This is a genomic window from Klebsiella sp. P1CD1 (assembly GCF_003790505.1).
GTDB classification, from domain to species: Bacteria; Pseudomonadota; Gammaproteobacteria; order Enterobacterales; family Enterobacteriaceae; genus Klebsiella; species Klebsiella variicola.
Map to the genome: position 1 here is coordinate 4,158,945 of NZ_CP033631.1, position 15,706 is coordinate 4,174,650.

Genomic DNA, 15,706 nt, shown 5'->3' on the forward strand with positions numbered 1-15,706 from the left:
GCCCATTGATTGCCGGGTGACACGCCGTTTACCCGGCCTACAATCTTGTAGGCCCGTGCAAGCGTAGCGCCGCCGGGCACAAACAGACTTAAATCTTACCGACCAGGTCCAGAGACGGAGCCAGTGTCGCTTCGCCTTCTTTCCATTTAGCCGGGCAGACTTCGCCTGGGTGAGAAGCAACGTACTGCGCCGCTTTGATTTTACGCAGCAGGTCAGACGCATCACGGCCGATACCTTCAGCGGTAACTTCGATCGCCTGGATGATACCCTGCGGGTCAACCACGAAGGTGGCACGGTCAGCCAAACCTTCATCTTCACGCATGTTGTCGAAGTTACGGGTCAGGGCGCCAGTCGGGTCGCCGATCATCGCGTATTTGATTTTCGCGATGGTTTCAGAGCTGCTGTGCCACGCTTTGTGGGTGAAGTGGGTATCGGTAGACACAGAATAAACGTCTACGCCCAGCTTCTGCAGTTCTTCGTAATGGTCAGCCACGTCGCCCAGTTCGGTCGGGCAGACGAAAGTGAAGTCAGCCGGATAGAAGAAGAAGACGCTCCAGCGGCCTTCGGTGTCTTTCTCGGTGACTTCGATGAATTCACCATTTTTGAATGCCTGGTTTTTGAACGGTTTGATTTTGGTGTTAATTAAGGACATCTATACTTCCTCCGTGTTTTCGTTGAGGTCTAAGTTAACGAATTTTTCCTGACCCGACCAATGCGTTTACATTATCGAATCAATAAGCGTTATCTAACAACCGGAACAAGACAACTCTGTGAACCTGTCGACGCGTTCAGCGCTGATCGCTGTTTTTCGCATCATTTGCCGCGACAAAAGTAAAAAGGCCACCCTTTCAGGCGGCCCCGTTACCTGAAATACCCGAAGGTAGGTTCAGCGCCAGTCAGACTGGCTATGTGTTGCGCTCTACATTACCTTAATGTAACAGCATCCAGGATTACATCACCCACGCCAGCAAAGGGCAATCCGTCATTCTGCTGATCTTGCCTATGACTGTGATAGGTTCGACAATCGTTTTGCCCTTTCCTGCTGATTTTACAAGGAATATTCATGTTAAAGCGTCTTCTCTTGCTCAGCCTTTTTCCGTTATGTAGCCAGGCGGAGGAGCTCCCCGCTCCGGTAAAAGCGATTGAAAAACAGGGCATTACCATTATAAAACCCTTTGAGGCGCCAGGGGGAATGAAAGGCTGGCTGGGCAAATACCAGGACATGGGGGTCGCCATCTACCTCACGCCGGACGGCAAACATGCCATTTCCGGCTATATGTATGACGAGAACGGCAACAACCTCAGCGAGCAGTTGTTTCAGAAAGAACTCTATACCCCGGCAGGACAGGAGATGTGGAAGAAGATGGCCAGCGCCCACTGGCTGCAGGATGGCAATAAGGACGCCCCCATCGTGCTGTATGTCTTTGCCGATCCCTTCTGCCCCTACTGTAAACAGTTCTGGCAGCAGTCCCGCCCCTGGGTGGAAGCCGGTAAAGTGCAGATCCGCACCCTGCTGGTGGGGGTGATCAAGCCCGAAAGCCCGGCCACCGCCGCCGCGATTCTGGCCACCAAGGATCCGGCGAAGACCTGGCATGATTATGAGCAATCGAATGGGAAAATGGCCCTGACGATCCCGCAGGCTATTCCCCCGGAGAAAATGAAAGTGCTCAACGTTAATCAGCAACTGATGGACGAACTGGGGGCCAACGTCACGCCAGCCATTTACTATATGAATAAGGATAATATGCTGCAGCAGGTGGTCGGCCTGCCGGATAAAGAAAAACTGCAGATCATGATGGGCGAACAAGAATAATCCCATTGCATAATGGCGCCAGATAACAACGACCGCTGGCGCCCCTGTCGACGATAAGATATATTAAGCAGAACTTAACGTTATAGTCCGGTAATTAAATTCACACCGCAAATATTAAGCCAATCAACATTCTCACTAAGAATATTTCCACCCGCGCTGATAATACACAGGACTGCATTAATGGCAAATCTTTACGATCTGAAAAAGTTCGATTTGAATTTATTGGTTATTTTTGAATGTATCTATCAACATTTGAGCATTAGCAAAGCAGCCGCCATGTTATTTATCACCCCGTCAGCGGTGAGCCAGTCGTTGCAGCGTTTGCGCCAGCAGTTAAACGATCCGTTATTTGTTCGCGTTGGGAAAGGGATGACGCCCACTACCGCCTGTGTCAATCTTCATTATCATTTGCAACAAAATCTCGAACAGCTGGAAAAAACCAACAATCTCAATAATCGCTCCGAACTGCGTAAACGTATCGTGATATATGGCCCTCCGCTGTTCTGTTCAGTGAATAGCCATTTTATGATTAATGAGCTCTGTCATCAGGCCAATTTGCAGATTGAGCACCATAACCTGACCACCACGGAATCGGCTGAGGAGCTGCTGGCGTATCGCCAGGCGGACCTGGTGTTCACCCGAATGCCTATTACCAACCGCGCCACGATCTGTCAGCCCTATCAGACGGTGCAGACGCTGGCGGTTTGCCGGGCGGACCATCCGCGGCGAGATCAACTCACGTCGATTGAAGCGCTGGCACAGGAATTTTTCACCCACTATATCACCAACGATCCTGTCATTCAGCGCGTCCAGCAAAGCAGCACGCCATGGTTAAATCCGGGTAATATTGCCTTTCGCAGCGACTCTTTTATGACCATTCTTAACATGATCAATAAAACCGACTTAATTGGCTTCATCCCCTCCTATTTATATGATTTTATTTCCCCGGCCATGCCACTTCACGCTCTCGATATAGAGGCACTTTTTCCAGAGATCACGATATACATTAACTACCATCAATCATCTACACAAAATCATTTTCTATCTGAATTAATCTCCATTCTAATGAATGACAGAGATATATCACGCCCACAACTTAATAATAGTGAGTAACTGCCCACCTGTTTTCACACTCTGTTTGAATGCAGATCGACCATTAATTTCGCAGCGCTCATCGTTTATACTGAACAAACGGGAAGCTCTACTATTAAAGGATTAATGGTCATGTCGTTTATTAAATATCCCTTACCGGAATCGGTGCTGCAGGCAACTGAGCAGCGCATCCAGTGGGTGCTGGATAATTTTTCACGCGTTTGCGTCTCTTTCTCGGGTGGAAAAGACTCCACCGTCATGCTGCATTTAACCGCCCAGGCGGCGCGGTTACAGGGTAAAAAAATCAGTGTGTTGTTTATTGACTGGGAAGCGCAGTTCTCCTGCACCATCGCCCACTGCGAAAAACTGCGTGCGCTGTATGCGGATGTTGTCGAAACCTTTTACTGGGTCGCCCTGCCGCTCACCACCCAAAACGCGCTGACGCAGTATAAACCGCAATGGCAATGCTGGGAGCCCGGGGCAGACTGGGTCCGTCAGCCGCCGCCCTGGGCGATTACCCACCCGGGCTATTTTTCATTTTATCAACCGGGGATGAGCTTTGAGTCCTTTGTCAGCCACTTCGCCGAGTGGTTTTCACAGCGGCGCCCCGCCGCCGTGCTGGTGGGCATTCGCGCCGACGAGTCACTGAATCGCTTTATGGCCATCTCTTCGCAGCGTAAACAACGCTTCGCCGATGATAAACCCTGGACCACCTCGGCGCCGGGCGGCCACGCCTGGTACATCTACCCGCTCTATGACTGGAAAACGGCCGACATCTGGACCTGGTTTGCCAAAAGCCGGCAGTCTTATAACCCTCTGTACGATCTGATGTATCAGGCCGGGGTGCCGCTGCGCTATATGCGCATCTGCGAACCGTTCGGTCCGGAGCAGCGCCAGGGGCTGTGGCTCTACCATGTGCTGGAGCCTGAGCGCTGGGCCGCAATGTGTCAGCGGGTGAGCGGCGCGCACAGCGGCGGGGTCTATGCCGGGCATGATAATCAATTTTACGGCCACCGAAAAATCGACAAGCCCGACCACCTGACATGGAAAAGCTATGCGCTGTTCCTGCTCGACAGCATGCCGGAAACCACTGCCGAGCACTACCGCAACAAAATCGCCGTCTACCTGCGTTGGTATCAGAAAAAAGGCATGGAAGATATTCCGGACACCCAGCCTGCGGACATTGGCACCAAAGATATCCCGTCCTGGCGGCGGGTCTGCAAAGTGCTGCTCAATAACGACTACTGGTGCCGTCAGCTTTCGTTTAGCCCGACCAAAAGCAGCCACTATCAGCGCTACCGTAAACGCATGGAAAAACATCGCCAACAATGGGGGATATTATGCAACAACAACTGACGCAGGCGCTGGACGCTTATCTGCAAACGCTGGATGACGAGGCGCGCATCGAGGCAATCAATGCGTTTCGTCAGGTGCTCCACCAGCGCAGTCCCTTCCGCTCCCAGCCCGTTGACTGCGTGCTGTGGGTAAAACAGGAGCAGGTCATCCCCAACGACTACAATCCGAATAACGTGGCGCCACCGGAAAAACGCCTGCTGCAAACGTCGCTGGAAGCCGACGGCTTTACCCAGCCGGTCGTCGTCATCCAGCAAAGCCCGCAGTCGTATACGATTGTCGACGGTTTTCACCGTCATGAGCTGGCCTGCAGCAAAGCGGTGCTGAAAAAAACGCTGAAAGGTTATCTGCCAGTGACCTGCCTGACGAGTGAAGCCGCCTCGCGTGACGGGCTGATGGCAGAGACCATACGCCATAACCGGGCGCGCGGGCGCCACCAAATCCACGCCATGTCAGAGATTGTCCGCGAACTGACCCAGCTTGGCTGGACGCCACAGAAAATCGGCAAAGAGCTGGGGATGGATGCCGATGAGGTATTGCGCCTGAAGCAAATTAGCGGCCTCACGGAGATGTTCGCTGGCCGCCAGTTCTCCCAGGCGTGGACGATTAAGTGACTACAGCTGGCACAAACGCGTCGCCGCAGCCAGCAGAGTCGCCGGCTGTTTGGCAAAGCATAAGCGGATCAGCTTGTGCGGGAACGGATCGGCGCAGAAGACGGAGAGCGGGATCGCCGCCACCCCGACTTCGGTCGTCAGCCAGCGGCAGAAGCTGACGTCGTCAAGATCGGAAATGGCGCTGTAGTCCGCCAGCAGGAAATAGGTCCCTTCACAGGGCAGAAGTTCCAGTCGGCTTGGGCGCAGCGCTTCAATAAACAGATCGCGGCGTTCCCGATAAAACGCCGGCAGCTCACGATAGTGCTCAGGCGCTTCGCGCAGCATGTCGGCGATCGCCAACTGCGCCGGGGTATTCACCGAGAAGGTCAGATACTGATGCACCTTGCGCAGTTCGGCGCTGATGGCCGCCGGGGCTACGCAGTAGCCGACCTTCCAGCCGGTCATATGAAACGTTTTGCCAAACGAGGAGACCGCCACCGCCCGCTCGCGAAGCTGGGGATGCGCCAGCACGCTGGCGTGGCCGCCCTCAGCAAAGCAGATGTGCTCATAGACCTCATCGCTGAGGACATAGATCTCGCGTTCGGCAATCGCCTGCCACAGGGCAGCGAAATCTTCACGCTGCCAGACGGTGGCTGATGGATTGTGCGGGGTATTGAGGATCACCAGACGGGTTTTATCGCTCAGCGCCGCAGCAAACTGCTGCCAGTCGACGCGAAAATGCGGCGGCTGCAGCGCAATACGGCGTAATTCGCCGCCGGCCAGCGCCACCGCGGGGGCATAGCTGTCATAGCTGGGATCGAAACAGACCACCTCGTCGCCGCGGCGCACCAGGGCGGTGATCGCCGCGTACAGGGCCTCCGTCGCGCCGGCGGTGACCGTGATATCGCTATTGACGTCGGGCAGGTAATCATACAGCTCCGCTGTCTTCCCGGCGATCGCCTCGCGCAGCGCCGGCACGCCGGTCATCGGGGCGTACTGATTCGCCCCCTGCGCCACATGGTAGGCCAGACGCTCCTGAAGATAGCGCGGGCCGTCGAAATCGGGAAAGCCCTGTGACAGGTTGATGGCCTGATGCTGCTGGGCCAGGGCGCTCATCTGGGTAAAAATCGTTGTGCCGAGCGCAGGAAGTTTACTCTCTGGAATCAAAGGGTTATTGCTCATTCTTTTTATACCGATTGTAATGCTGTTGTTGAAGCCACTATAACACGATGTTAATATTTGGCAATCAAGACGCTTAGACGTCTAAATGCTAATGTTATTCCGCGCCACGCCACTCTGGAGAAACCATGATCCGCGCCATCGTGACCGACATAGAAGGCACCACCAGCGATATCCGCTTCGTGCATAACGTGCTGTTCCCCTACGCCCGCGAACGACTGGCCGGCTTTGTGACCGCTCAGCAGTACGCTGAGCCCGTCAAAACCATTCTCGACAACCTGCGCCGCGAGACAGACGCCCCGGCCGCCAGCACCGCCGACCTTATCACTACCCTCTTCGCCTTTATGGACGAAGACCGTAAATCCACGGCGCTAAAGGCGCTGCAGGGGATCATCTGGCGTGACGGCTATCTCAACGGCGACTTTACCGGCCATCTCTATCCGGACGTACTGCCGGCGCTGGAGAAATGGAAAGCGCAGGGCATTGATCTGTATGTATATTCCTCAGGCTCCGTTGCCGCGCAGAAATTGTTATTTGGCTACAGCGATGAAGGTGATATTACTCATCTGTTCACGGGCTATTTCGATACCCTGGTAGGCGCCAAACGCGAGGTACAGTCCTACCGTAACATTGCTGAACACCTGGGCCATGCCCCTGGCACCATCCTGTTCCTGTCGGATATCCATCAGGAGCTCGACGCCGCCGAGGCTGCAGGTTTGCGAACGATCCAACTGGTACGCGGCGACCGCGACCCGGCGAGCCACCATCCTCAGGTTCAGCGTTTTGACGACATTCATCCGGAGCAGATCCCAGCATGAGCGCATTAACTCTTTTTTCCGTGACCGATCCGCAAACACCGCTCTGGCACAGCACCGACGCCAAAGCGATTCAGGATCAACTGAACGCCAAAGGCGTCCGCTTCGAGCGCTGGCAGGCCGACCGCGACCTCGGCGCAAATCCCAGCCCGGAAACGGTGATTGCCGCCTATCAGCATGCGATTGATAAACTGGTCGCCGAAAAGGGCTACCAGAGCTGGGACGTCATCAGCCTGCGCGCCGATAACCCGCAAAAAGAGGCGCTGCGGGAAAAATTCCTCAACGAGCACACCCATGGCGAAGACGAGGTGCGGTTTTTTGTCGAGGGCGCCGGCCTGTTCTGCCTGCATATTGGCGACGAGGTGTTCCAGGTACTGTGCGAAAAGAACGATCTGATTTCGGTTCCCGCCCACACCCCGCACTGGTTTGATATGGGTTCAGAACCGAACTTCACCGCCATTCGCATTTTTGATAACCCGGAAGGCTGGATCGCCCAGTTTACCGGTGACGATATCGCCAGCGCCTACCCGCGGCTGGCGTAACGTCAAACTGTCGTCAGTCTTAAACCGCCAGGCGCGGGCTTTGCCGGAGGCGGCGCATACCGCGCCTCCTCCGGACTACCCGCCCCGCCGCCGGCGAGCGCCAACGCCTAAACCTCAATAAACCTCGGTGGATCAAAGGCGGTGATCGGCGGCAGTGCCTCACGCCACGGGGCGATCTCCACCCAACAGCTCTGGGCGCTACAGCCCTGCCCCAGGCGCGAACTGCCGCGATCCTCGGTTAACACGTTGGGATTACCGTGCTTATCGAGCGTTCCTTTTTCATTGGGATCCAGCGGGTCATACCAGGCGCCGGTGGACATCTGTACCACGCCGGGCAAAATCTGCTCGCTCAGGTGCACGCCCGCCAGAATCGCCCCGCGGTCGTTATAGACCTTCACCACACTGCCTTCGCGGATGTCTCTTGCCTGCGCATCGCTCGGATGCATCCACAGCGGCTCGCGTCCCTGAATTTTCGTCGCCCGGCTGACGCTGCCGTGGTCGTACTGACTGTGCAGGCGGGCACGCGGCTGGCTGGAGAGCAGATGAAGCGGCCACCGCGCCGCCTCCTGCCGCTGCCGGGCGGCCTCCTGTTCATCCCACCACGGATGGCCAGGGCATTCACGATAGCCAAACCCGGCGACGGTGGCGGAAAAGAGTTCAATCTTGCCGGAGGGCGTGGAGAGCGGATAGCGCTGCGGATCGGCGCGAAAATCGGCGAGAAAGATCTGCGGCCGCTCCGGCGCGCTGTACTCCAGCACCCCTTGCTGCCAGAAGTCCTCGAACGAGGGCAGCGCAATACCCTCCTCCTGCGCCCGCGGTCTTGACTCCTCATAGAGATGACGCAGCCACTGCCCGGCGTCCCGCCCCTCGCTGAACTGTTCTCCGAAGCCCAGCCGAGCGGCCAGATCGTGGAAAATGGCGTAATCGTCACGCGCTTCGCCCACCGGCGGGATCTGCGCGCTCATGGCGATCATAAACCCGTCGTGACCGCCGCTGCCGATATCCTCTCGCTCCAGCGAGGTGGTGGCTGGCAGGACAATATCGGAGAATTTAGCCTGCGCGGTCCAGTACTGCTCATGCACCACCACCGTCTCCGGACGGCGCCAGGCCTCGCACAGTCGGTTGATATCCTGATGATGATGAAACGCATTGCCTCCCGCCCAGTAAACCAGACGGATGTCGGGATAGCGCAGCTGCTGACCGTCGAACTCATAGGCTTCTCCCGGGTGCAGCAGCATATCGGACAGCCGCGCCACCGGGATAACGCTATCCACCGCATTCTCCCCGGCGGGTAAGCGCGGGCCGGAAAACGCTTTTCGCACCGCGCCCGCCAGGTTAGTGCAGGCGTAGCCAAACCCGAGGCCGCCGCCCGGCGTGCCGATCTGTCCCAGCAGAGCGGTCAGGGCCACCGTCGCCCAGTAGGCTTGCTCTCCCTGACGGGCGCGCTGGATAGACCAGGAGATATTCACCATCGTCCGGTGGCGGGCCATCTCCCGCGCCAGGTCGGCGATGCGCTGGGCGTCCAGGCCGGTAATCGCCGCCGCCCACGCCGGGGTTTTCGCTACGCCGTCGTGCTCGCCCAACAGATAAGCGCGATAGGGGGCAAACCCGACGGTATGGCTGGCAACAAACGCCTGGTCGTATAGAGACTCAGCGATCAGTACATAGCTCAGCGCCAGCAGCAGTGCGGTATCGGTGCCCGGCCGAATGGCCAGCCACTCGGCGTCGGGCACCGCGCTGAGGTCATTGCGTACCGGGCTGATATTCATAAACCGGGTACCGTTGGCCTGCATCTTATCCAGCCAGTACGGCAGCATATGGTCGTTGGCGCCGCCGCCGTTGACCTGGGCATTGCGCAGCGGCAGTCCGCCAATCGCGACAAACAGCTGACACTCCCGCGCCAGCTCGGAAAAATGGGTATGCTGACGGTGCAGCGGGCTCAGCGGTCCGAGAATATGCGGCAGAATGCGCTCGCCCGCGGCGCTGCTATAGGTATTGGTGCTGGCGGTATACCCGCCAAATCCCTTGAGAAACCGGTGCAGCTGGCTCTGCGCATGGTGAAAGCGTCCAGCGCTGGCCCAGCCGTAGGAGCCGCCGTAGATCGCCTCATTGCCGCAGCGCGCCTTGACCGATCGCAGCTCGCGAGCCAGCAGGTCCAGCGCCACCTCCCAACTGACTTCGACAAAGGGCTCCTTGCCTCGCCCTTCTCGTGACGCTGGGCCCTGCTGAAGATAGCCGGCGCGCACCGCCGGACGGCGAATGCGCGTTTGGCTGGTCACCGCGTCGGGGAGCGACTGACCAATGCGTGACGGATTTTTATCCCAGGGCACCGGATTAACCGCCACGATATCGCCCTCGCGGCTCTCCACCTGCCACGTTCCCCAGTGCATCACCGTATAATTATGCTGTTTCTTCATAGCACTCGCGTTCTTCTCAGCCAAAAAACTCGTTAAAATAAATCGAGGAAATGACGGAAATATCCCCGTCCCAGCCAGACATTACTCTGCTAAAAAAAGTATTAGCCCGCGCAATCACCTGCATTTCCCTGCAAGGGCCTTATTTCTCCACGCCATCACAATAAACAGAAAGCCGTCTTTATCCGTTAAATAAACACGGAAAAAGTCAAAAATAAAACCACAAAATAAAAAGGTATATTTTGCATCATGAAATATTTTCAGGTTCCCGATGGCAAAATAACATTTTTCTCTGGCGTTTCTGCGATATAACATTCCCGGCATAACTTAGACTTATTTTGTATTTGAGGTGGCGAGGTGCTTCTTGTCATGCTACCGGTCCGCAACCACCTTCATCACAGGATCATAATAACAATGTCGCAGAAGAGAAAATTATTGCCTGCCGCGCTGGGACTGCTTTCCCTTGCCTCGCTGAGCGTCACTGCCGCAGACGCCCTCTCCTTACAGGGAAAAACCATTGGCGTTGCCGTTGTCGGCACTCAGCATTTCTGGGATCGCGAGGCCTTTAAAGGAGCGACAGAGGAAGTGGAGAAACTGGGGGGCAAAGTCATTGGCGTCGATGGCGGTCGCGATAATCAGGTGCATGCCAATAATCACGATATTTTACTGTCACGCAAGGTGGACGCGGTAATTAGTATTCTCGGCGACAGCGCCGTCGAACCAAAATTTAAAGCATTGCGTGATGCTGGTATCCCGGTATTTACCGTGGATCACGTTTCTCAATATTCGGTCAACAATACCACCTCCGATAACTACACCTTAGGCTCGACCATCGGCCGCTACATGGCGGATGAATTAGGCGGCAAAGGCAACGTCGCCGTATTTAACGCGTTCTCCAGCGCGCTGCGTATTTGCGGAATTCGCTACGATCAGTGGAAATATGTCCTTAAGGATTATCCGGATATTCATATTATCCAGCCTGAGCTCGCGGAACAGTTCGCCAACTCGCCGGAAGACGCGCGGAAGAAAACCCTCGAATTACTCAGCCAGTATCCGAAAGGCAAACTGGACGCCATCCATGTCGCCTGCTGGGATCAACCGGCCATCGGTATCGTCCAGGCACTGGAAGAGACCGGCCGTGATAAGGACGTGAAAGTGACGGCCATCGACGCCGGTCCGGAGACGCTGGAGATCATGGCAGAGCCCGGCAGTCCGTTTGTGGCTAACGTCGCGCAGCAGCCGCATCTGATTGGCCAGACCTCCGCCGACAACGTGGCCCGCTACTTTGCCGGTCAGAAACTGCCGGTGCAAACCTTTATCCCGGTGATACCGGTGAAAGGTCCGCAGGAGGCGAAAGCGGTGTATAAACAGTTGGGATACGGCGAACTGCAGTGATAAATCAACACCCTGGCGGGGAGCGCCCCGCCGCGGGTCTGGTCATGGACCAGATCGGCAAACGTTTTGCCAGCGTTACGGCGCTTAATGCAGTCACCCTGCGCCTCAATCCGGGGGAAATTCATGGCCTGATTGGCGAGAACGGCGCCGGTAAATCGACGCTGATTAAAATCCTCGCCGGAGTCTATCAGGCTGACAGCGGCAGCGCGACCCTCGACGGTCACCCGCTGCCCCTCGGCAATCCGGCAGCCATTGAAGCCGCCGGCATTCGCGTCATTCACCAGGAGCTTAACCTGATCCCGCACTTTACCGTCGCGGAATCGGTGTTTCTCGGCCAGGAGTATCGCACCCGCTGGGGGGCGCTGGATCGCCGACGGATGAAGGCCGCCACGGCGCAATTTTTCCAGCAAAACTGGCAGCAGGCGATCGACCCCGAACGGCTGGTGCGCGACCTGAGCCTGGCCGAGCGCAAACTGGTGCAGATTGCCCGCGCGCTGATCGACGGCGCGGCGCGGCTGGTGGTGTTCGACGAGCCCACCGCCCCCCTGGAGGCGCAGGAGGCCAGTCTGGTCTCCTCCGCCATCCTTCGCCTGCGCGACCAGGGCATTGCCATTCTGTATATTTCCCACTACCTCAATGAGATAGCCACCCTCTGCGACCGCGGCACCGTGCTGCGTAACGGGGAAGTGGTCGGTTACCCGGACCGCGACCTGCTGCAGAATACCGAGGCGCTGATCGCCATGATGGTCGGCCGGGAAATCGACCAGCTGTATACCCCGCGCCAGCACCCGGCGGCAGACACCGGGGCGGCCCCGCTGCTCTCGGTGCGCCAGCTGAGCGACGGGCGGCAGCTGCAGGATCTCTCTTTTGATATTCAGCCGGGCGAAATCGTCGGCGTCGCCGGCCTGCTGGGCGCCGGACGCGATGTGCTGGTCGACTTACTCTACGGCTTACGCCCGGCAGAACGCGGTACGATCCACCTCGACGGCCAGCCGCGGCGCATTCGTACGCCGAAGCAGGCGATCCGCGCCGGCATGGCGCTGGTGCCACGCGACCGCCGCCATCAGGGGCTGATCCTGCCCTTCACCACCGCCGACAATATTAATCTCGCCTCACTGCCGGAGACCGCTACCTTTGGCTGGGAGCGGCGGGGTATCGCCGAGCAGAAAGTGCGCGACTGGATAGAACAGCTGGCGATCCGCCCGGGACGCCCGGCGCTGCCGGTACGCTACATGAGCGGCGGCAACCAGCAAAAAGCGATCCTCGCCCGCTGGCTCGGCACCGATGCCCGGCTGTTTATTCTCGATGAACCCACCCTTGGGGTCGATATCGGCGCCCGTCGCGATATTTATCAACGGACGCGCCAGCTGGCCGATAAAGGACGGGCGGTGCTGGTCTCCTCCAGCGACGCCCCCGAACTGCTCGGACTATGCGACCGGATCCTGGTCCTCTGGCGCGGCGCGCTGGCGGCCAATCTGCCCACCCGCGGGCTAACGCTGGACGCCCTGCTGGTGGCGATCAACGGCGGACAGGAGCCTTCACTATGAGTACCGCTATCCAGCGTCGCGGCCGTCCGGGCCTGGCGACGCTGATTGAAAAATTTCCCCTGATCCTGTTTCTGGCGCTGCTGGTATGGCTGAGCGTACAGTCTCCCTACTTTCTCAGCTGGCAAAATATCAGCCTGATGCTGGTCCAGAGCGTTCCGCTGGCGATCCTCTGTTTCGGCCTGGTCTGCGTTATCGCCGTGGGCGGGGATGACGTGGTCTCCGGCGGCATCGACCTCTCCCTGCCGGCGACGGCGGTGCTCGGCGTCGCGCTGCTCAGCCTCGGTCTGGCCGAATGGCACACGCCGTACCTCCTGCTGCTGGCGCTGCTGGCGGCGGTTTGCCTGCTCTGCGGGGCGATCAACGGCTTCCTGGTGCTGGCGGCCGGCCTGCCGCCGCTGCTGGCCACCCTCTCGACCTCCGTGGCGTTTACCGGCCTGACAGATCTGTTGACCGGCCAGCGGCGCATCGCGGTCAGCGATCCGCTGATGGTCGCTTTTCGCGATAACAGCGTGCTGGGCCTGCCCTGGCCGCTGATTTATTTGCTGGGGGTGTTTATCCTGTTCCAGTTCCTGCTCCACCACTCCCGCTTCGGCCAGCATGTGCAGGCGGTGGGCGGCAACCGCGATATGGCGCAGATGAGCGGCCTGAACGTGCGCCGCTTGACCCTGCTGGTCTGGCTGTTAGCGGGCATTGCCGCCGGGCTGGCTATTCTGCCGCTGCTCAGCCAGGGCTCCGGCAGCTCCAGCGGGACGGCCACGCCGCTGCTGCTGGAAACCGTGCTGGCGACCTTTATCGGCGCCGCCTTCTCGCGCCGTCGGGTGGTCACCATCTGGGGGGCGCTGCTGGGGGCGATCCTGGTTAACGCCCTCTCTAACGGGCTCGGCCTGCTGGGGGTCAATATCTTCTGGATGGGCGCCATTAAAGGCGGCCTGATCCTGGTGGTGCTGGCGGCATCGGCGGTCAGACACAAAGGAGGCGAGGCATGAGCCAAATCACCCTGAAAACCCCTGCCCCGGCAGAACCGACAGCCAGCAGCCCGCTGGCCTGGCTATCGCGGGCCGGATTTGGCGTCATCACCCTGCTGGCCATCGCCCTGTTTGGCTGGGCGAATCCGGTATTTTTAACCGTGGATAACTGGGCCAACCTGCTGCAGGGCAGCGCGATCCTGCTGATTGTGGCGATGGCGATGACCCTGATCGTCAGCGCCGGGGCGATTGATCTGTCGGTGGGCGTTGCGCTCGATTTCGGCGCCGCCTTCGCCCTCGTCGCCCTGAAAACCTGGCATCTGCCGTGGCAGGCCGCGGTAGGCTGCGCCCTGCTTGGCGGCGTCCTGATTGGCCTGCTCAATGCCTTTCTGATCCTCATCTGCCGGATCCGCCCCTTCCTCGCCACGCTCGGCACCTGGTTTATCGCCAGCAGCGCCGAGCGCATCTATACCGACGGCGGCGGCGCGATAGCTTATCGGCGGATGGCGCCGGAATATCACGATCTGGCAGTGGGCAGCCTTGGTGGGATCCCCACGCCGGTGGTGATTGTGCTGGCGCTGTGGCTGGTGGCCTGGCTGGTCACCGAGCGCACGCTGTGGGGCAAATATGTCCGCGCCATCGGTCAGAACAGCGAAGCAGCGCGCATCGCCGGGATCCGCGATCGCCTGACCATGCTCGGCGTGCTGGTGGCCGCCTCGGCGCTCTGTGCCGTCGGCGGGGTGATCCTCTCCGCCAACCTGCGGCAGTTTACCCCGCTGGCCGGGCAGTCTTACCTGATGGACGCCATTGCGGCAGTATTTATCGGCACCGCCTTTAATCGTCTGGGCCGGGTCAGCATCCTTGGCACCCTCGGCGGCGTGCTGTTCCTTGCCATTATTGATAATGGCCTGAACCTGATGGGGCTCAATTATCTGGTGAAGGACGCGCTGGTCGGCGTGATTCTGGTGGTGGCCCTCGCCCTTTCCTTCTGGCAGGCGCGCCTGCGCCAAACGCATCGCTAAACGGGAGAACGATGGCAACCTTTGACGCCGTGTTTGTCGGCCTGACTATTCTGGATATCGCCGGGCGCCCGGTGGTGGCGATCCCGCCGCGCGGCGGCGTCGCCTTTATTGAGCAAATTCGCCTCAACCCCGCCGGCACCGCCGCCGGGGCCAATATTAACGCCGCGAAGCTGGGGATCCGCACCGCAGCGGTGGCCTGCCTGGGTGAAGATGAAAAGGCCGACTTTATCCTCGCCAGCTATGCCCGGCTGGGCATCGACTGCTCGCTTATCCAGCGCACCGCGCTGAAAGAGACCTCGGCGACGATCCTGCCGATTCGCCCCAACGGCGAGCGTCCGGCCCTGCATTGCCGGGGCGCATCCGACGCCCTGTTCGTCAGTGAAACGGAATTTGACGCCGTCCTCGACTGTCGTTTCCTGCATCACGGCGGGACCGGACTGCTGGCGGCAATGGACCAGGGACAGAGCGCGCGGCTGTTGCAGGCGGCTAAAGCGCGCGGAGTCACCACCAGCTTTGACCTTATCGCCCCGAATGAAGACACCCTCGAACTACTGCGGCCCCTGTTGCCGTCGGTGGATTATTTCATGCCTTCGCTGGAGGAAGCCGCCTTTCTCTCCGGCGAGACGCAGCCGGAGGCCATCGGCCGCTTCTTCCTGGCACTCGGTGTGGGCACCTGCATTCTGAAAGACGGCGAGAACGGTTCCTGGCTTATCCGTCGAGATGGCGCGCTGGAGCATATTGCGCCGTGGCCGGTCGAGGCAGTGGATACCACCGGCTGCGGCGACAGCTACTGCGGCGGGTTTATTGCCGCGCTGGCGCGCGGACTCAGCGTGAAAGCAGCGTGTGACGTCGCCTCGGCGGTGGCCGCGCTGGTGGCGACCGGGATGGGATCGGATGCCGGGGTAGTGGACTGGGAACAGACCCAGGCTTTTATGGCGGCCCATCGCCCCTGACGATGGACCCGCGCCGCCGCAGC

General features: G+C 58.8%; 14 protein-coding genes. 11 read left to right on the top strand and 3 right to left on the bottom strand.

Features of this window, described 5'->3' with window-relative positions; translation table 11 throughout:
- Positions 1-88: 88 nt before the first annotated feature.
- Positions 89-652, bottom strand: a complete 564-nt coding sequence (gene ahpC, locus DTA24_RS20725) for an alkyl hydroperoxide reductase subunit C (protein WP_002894394.1) — start codon at positions 650-652, stop codon at positions 89-91.
- A 411-nt stretch (positions 653-1,063) separates the two neighbouring features.
- Here ahpC and dsbG point away from each other — a divergent pair, with 411 nt between their 5' ends.
- From dsbG to DTA24_RS20745, 4 genes are all read left to right on the top strand, one after another.
- A complete protein-coding gene (dsbG, locus tag DTA24_RS20730; RefSeq protein ID WP_008805621.1) occupies positions 1,064-1,813 on the top strand; it encodes a thiol:disulfide interchange protein DsbG in 750 nt (249 codons plus the stop codon).
- A 180-nt stretch (positions 1,814-1,993) separates the two neighbouring features.
- Complete coding sequence (gene citR / locus DTA24_RS20735; protein WP_123837044.1) at positions 1,994-2,926, top strand: DNA-binding transcriptional repressor CitR; 933 nt, start codon at positions 1,994-1,996, stop codon at positions 2,924-2,926.
- 111 nt (positions 2,927-3,037) lie between these two features.
- Positions 3,038-4,261, top strand: coding sequence for a phosphoadenosine phosphosulfate reductase (locus DTA24_RS20740; RefSeq protein ID WP_012968704.1), 1,224 nt, complete (start codon positions 3,038-3,040; stop codon positions 4,259-4,261).
- Positions 4,246-4,872 carry an IbrB-like domain-containing protein gene (locus DTA24_RS20745; RefSeq protein ID WP_123837045.1) on the top strand — a complete coding sequence of 209 codons (627 nt, stop codon included), beginning with the start codon at positions 4,246-4,248 and terminating at the stop codon, positions 4,870-4,872. The genes DTA24_RS20740 and DTA24_RS20745 overlap by 16 nt, the downstream gene beginning before the upstream one ends.
- Here DTA24_RS20745 and DTA24_RS20750 read toward each other — a convergent pair whose 3' ends face one another.
- Positions 4,873-6,018 (bottom strand): pyridoxal phosphate-dependent aminotransferase, encoded by a 1,146-nt coding sequence (locus tag DTA24_RS20750; RefSeq protein ID WP_162823044.1) that lies wholly within the window; start codon positions 6,016-6,018, stop codon positions 4,873-4,875.
- Positions 6,019-6,158: 140 nt separating this feature from the next.
- Between DTA24_RS20750 and mtnC the strand changes: the two genes are divergently transcribed.
- A complete protein-coding gene (gene mtnC, locus DTA24_RS20755) occupies positions 6,159-6,848 on the top strand; it encodes an acireductone synthase (protein ID WP_008805616.1) in 690 nt (229 codons plus the stop codon).
- Positions 6,845-7,387: a 1,2-dihydroxy-3-keto-5-methylthiopentene dioxygenase gene (locus tag DTA24_RS20760; protein ID WP_008805615.1), complete on the top strand. Its 543-nt coding sequence runs from the start codon at positions 6,845-6,847 to the stop codon at positions 7,385-7,387. The genes mtnC and DTA24_RS20760 overlap by 4 nt, the downstream gene beginning before the upstream one ends.
- 107 nt (positions 7,388-7,494) lie before the next feature.
- Here the strand turns inward: DTA24_RS20760 and DTA24_RS20765 are convergent, their stop codons facing one another.
- Entirely contained in the window at positions 7,495-9,804 is a 2,310-nt protein-coding gene (locus DTA24_RS20765; RefSeq protein ID WP_123837046.1) for a molybdopterin-dependent oxidoreductase, read from the bottom strand.
- Between the two features lie 411 nt (positions 9,805-10,215).
- On the opposite strand from DTA24_RS20765, the gene DTA24_RS20770 reads away from it, so the two are divergent.
- Genes DTA24_RS20770 through DTA24_RS20790 form a run of 5 tightly spaced genes read left to right on the top strand, consistent with a single transcriptional unit; the run spans position 10,216 to position 15,683 of the window.
- Complete coding sequence (locus DTA24_RS20770) at positions 10,216-11,196, top strand: sugar ABC transporter substrate-binding protein (protein WP_008805613.1); 981 nt, start codon at positions 10,216-10,218, stop codon at positions 11,194-11,196.
- 44 nt (positions 11,197-11,240) lie between these two features.
- The gene (locus tag DTA24_RS20775; RefSeq protein WP_164481371.1) at positions 11,241-12,743 is read left to right on the top strand and encodes a sugar ABC transporter ATP-binding protein; all 1,503 of its coding nucleotides are present in this window, start codon (positions 11,241-11,243) and stop codon (positions 12,741-12,743) included.
- Complete coding sequence (locus DTA24_RS20780) at positions 12,740-13,729, top strand: ABC transporter permease (RefSeq protein ID WP_008805611.1); 990 nt, start codon at positions 12,740-12,742, stop codon at positions 13,727-13,729. The genes DTA24_RS20775 and DTA24_RS20780 overlap by 4 nt, the downstream gene beginning before the upstream one ends.
- Positions 13,726-14,730: an ABC transporter permease gene (locus DTA24_RS20785; protein ID WP_032732686.1), complete on the top strand. Its 1,005-nt coding sequence runs from the start codon at positions 13,726-13,728 to the stop codon at positions 14,728-14,730. The genes DTA24_RS20780 and DTA24_RS20785 overlap by 4 nt, the downstream gene beginning before the upstream one ends.
- 11 nt (positions 14,731-14,741) lie before the next feature.
- Complete coding sequence (locus DTA24_RS20790; RefSeq protein WP_008805609.1) at positions 14,742-15,683, top strand: carbohydrate kinase family protein; 942 nt, start codon at positions 14,742-14,744, stop codon at positions 15,681-15,683.
- Positions 15,684-15,706: the final 23 nt, after the last annotated feature.

Excerpts from the sequence above, each read along its gene's own strand:
- DTA24_RS20765 (WP_123837046.1), bottom strand. The coding sequence starts at position 9,804 with ATGAAGAAACAGCATAATTATACGGTGATGCACTGGGGAACGTGGCAG.
- DTA24_RS20770 (WP_008805613.1), top strand. The coding sequence starts at position 10,216 with ATGTCGCAGAAGAGAAAATTATTGCCTGCCGCGCTGGGACTGCTTTCC.
- DTA24_RS20790 (WP_008805609.1), top strand. The coding sequence starts at position 14,742 with ATGGCAACCTTTGACGCCGTGTTTGTCGGCCTGACTATTCTGGATATC.
- DTA24_RS20745 (WP_123837045.1), top strand. The coding sequence starts at position 4,246 with ATGCAACAACAACTGACGCAGGCGCTGGACGCTTATCTGCAAACGCTG.
- ahpC (WP_002894394.1), bottom strand. The coding sequence starts at position 652 with ATGTCCTTAATTAACACCAAAATCAAACCGTTCAAAAACCAGGCATTC.
- DTA24_RS20775 (WP_164481371.1), top strand. The coding sequence starts at position 11,241 with ATGGACCAGATCGGCAAACGTTTTGCCAGCGTTACGGCGCTTAATGCA.
- DTA24_RS20740 (WP_012968704.1), top strand. The coding sequence starts at position 3,038 with ATGTCGTTTATTAAATATCCCTTACCGGAATCGGTGCTGCAGGCAACT.
- dsbG (WP_008805621.1), top strand. The coding sequence starts at position 1,064 with ATGTTAAAGCGTCTTCTCTTGCTCAGCCTTTTTCCGTTATGTAGCCAG.
- DTA24_RS20760 (WP_008805615.1), top strand. The coding sequence starts at position 6,845 with ATGAGCGCATTAACTCTTTTTTCCGTGACCGATCCGCAAACACCGCTC.
- citR (WP_123837044.1), top strand. The coding sequence starts at position 1,994 with ATGGCAAATCTTTACGATCTGAAAAAGTTCGATTTGAATTTATTGGTT.
- mtnC (WP_008805616.1), top strand. The coding sequence starts at position 6,159 with ATGATCCGCGCCATCGTGACCGACATAGAAGGCACCACCAGCGATATC.
- DTA24_RS20780 (WP_008805611.1), top strand. The coding sequence starts at position 12,740 with ATGAGTACCGCTATCCAGCGTCGCGGCCGTCCGGGCCTGGCGACGCTG.
- DTA24_RS20785 (WP_032732686.1), top strand. The coding sequence starts at position 13,726 with ATGAGCCAAATCACCCTGAAAACCCCTGCCCCGGCAGAACCGACAGCC.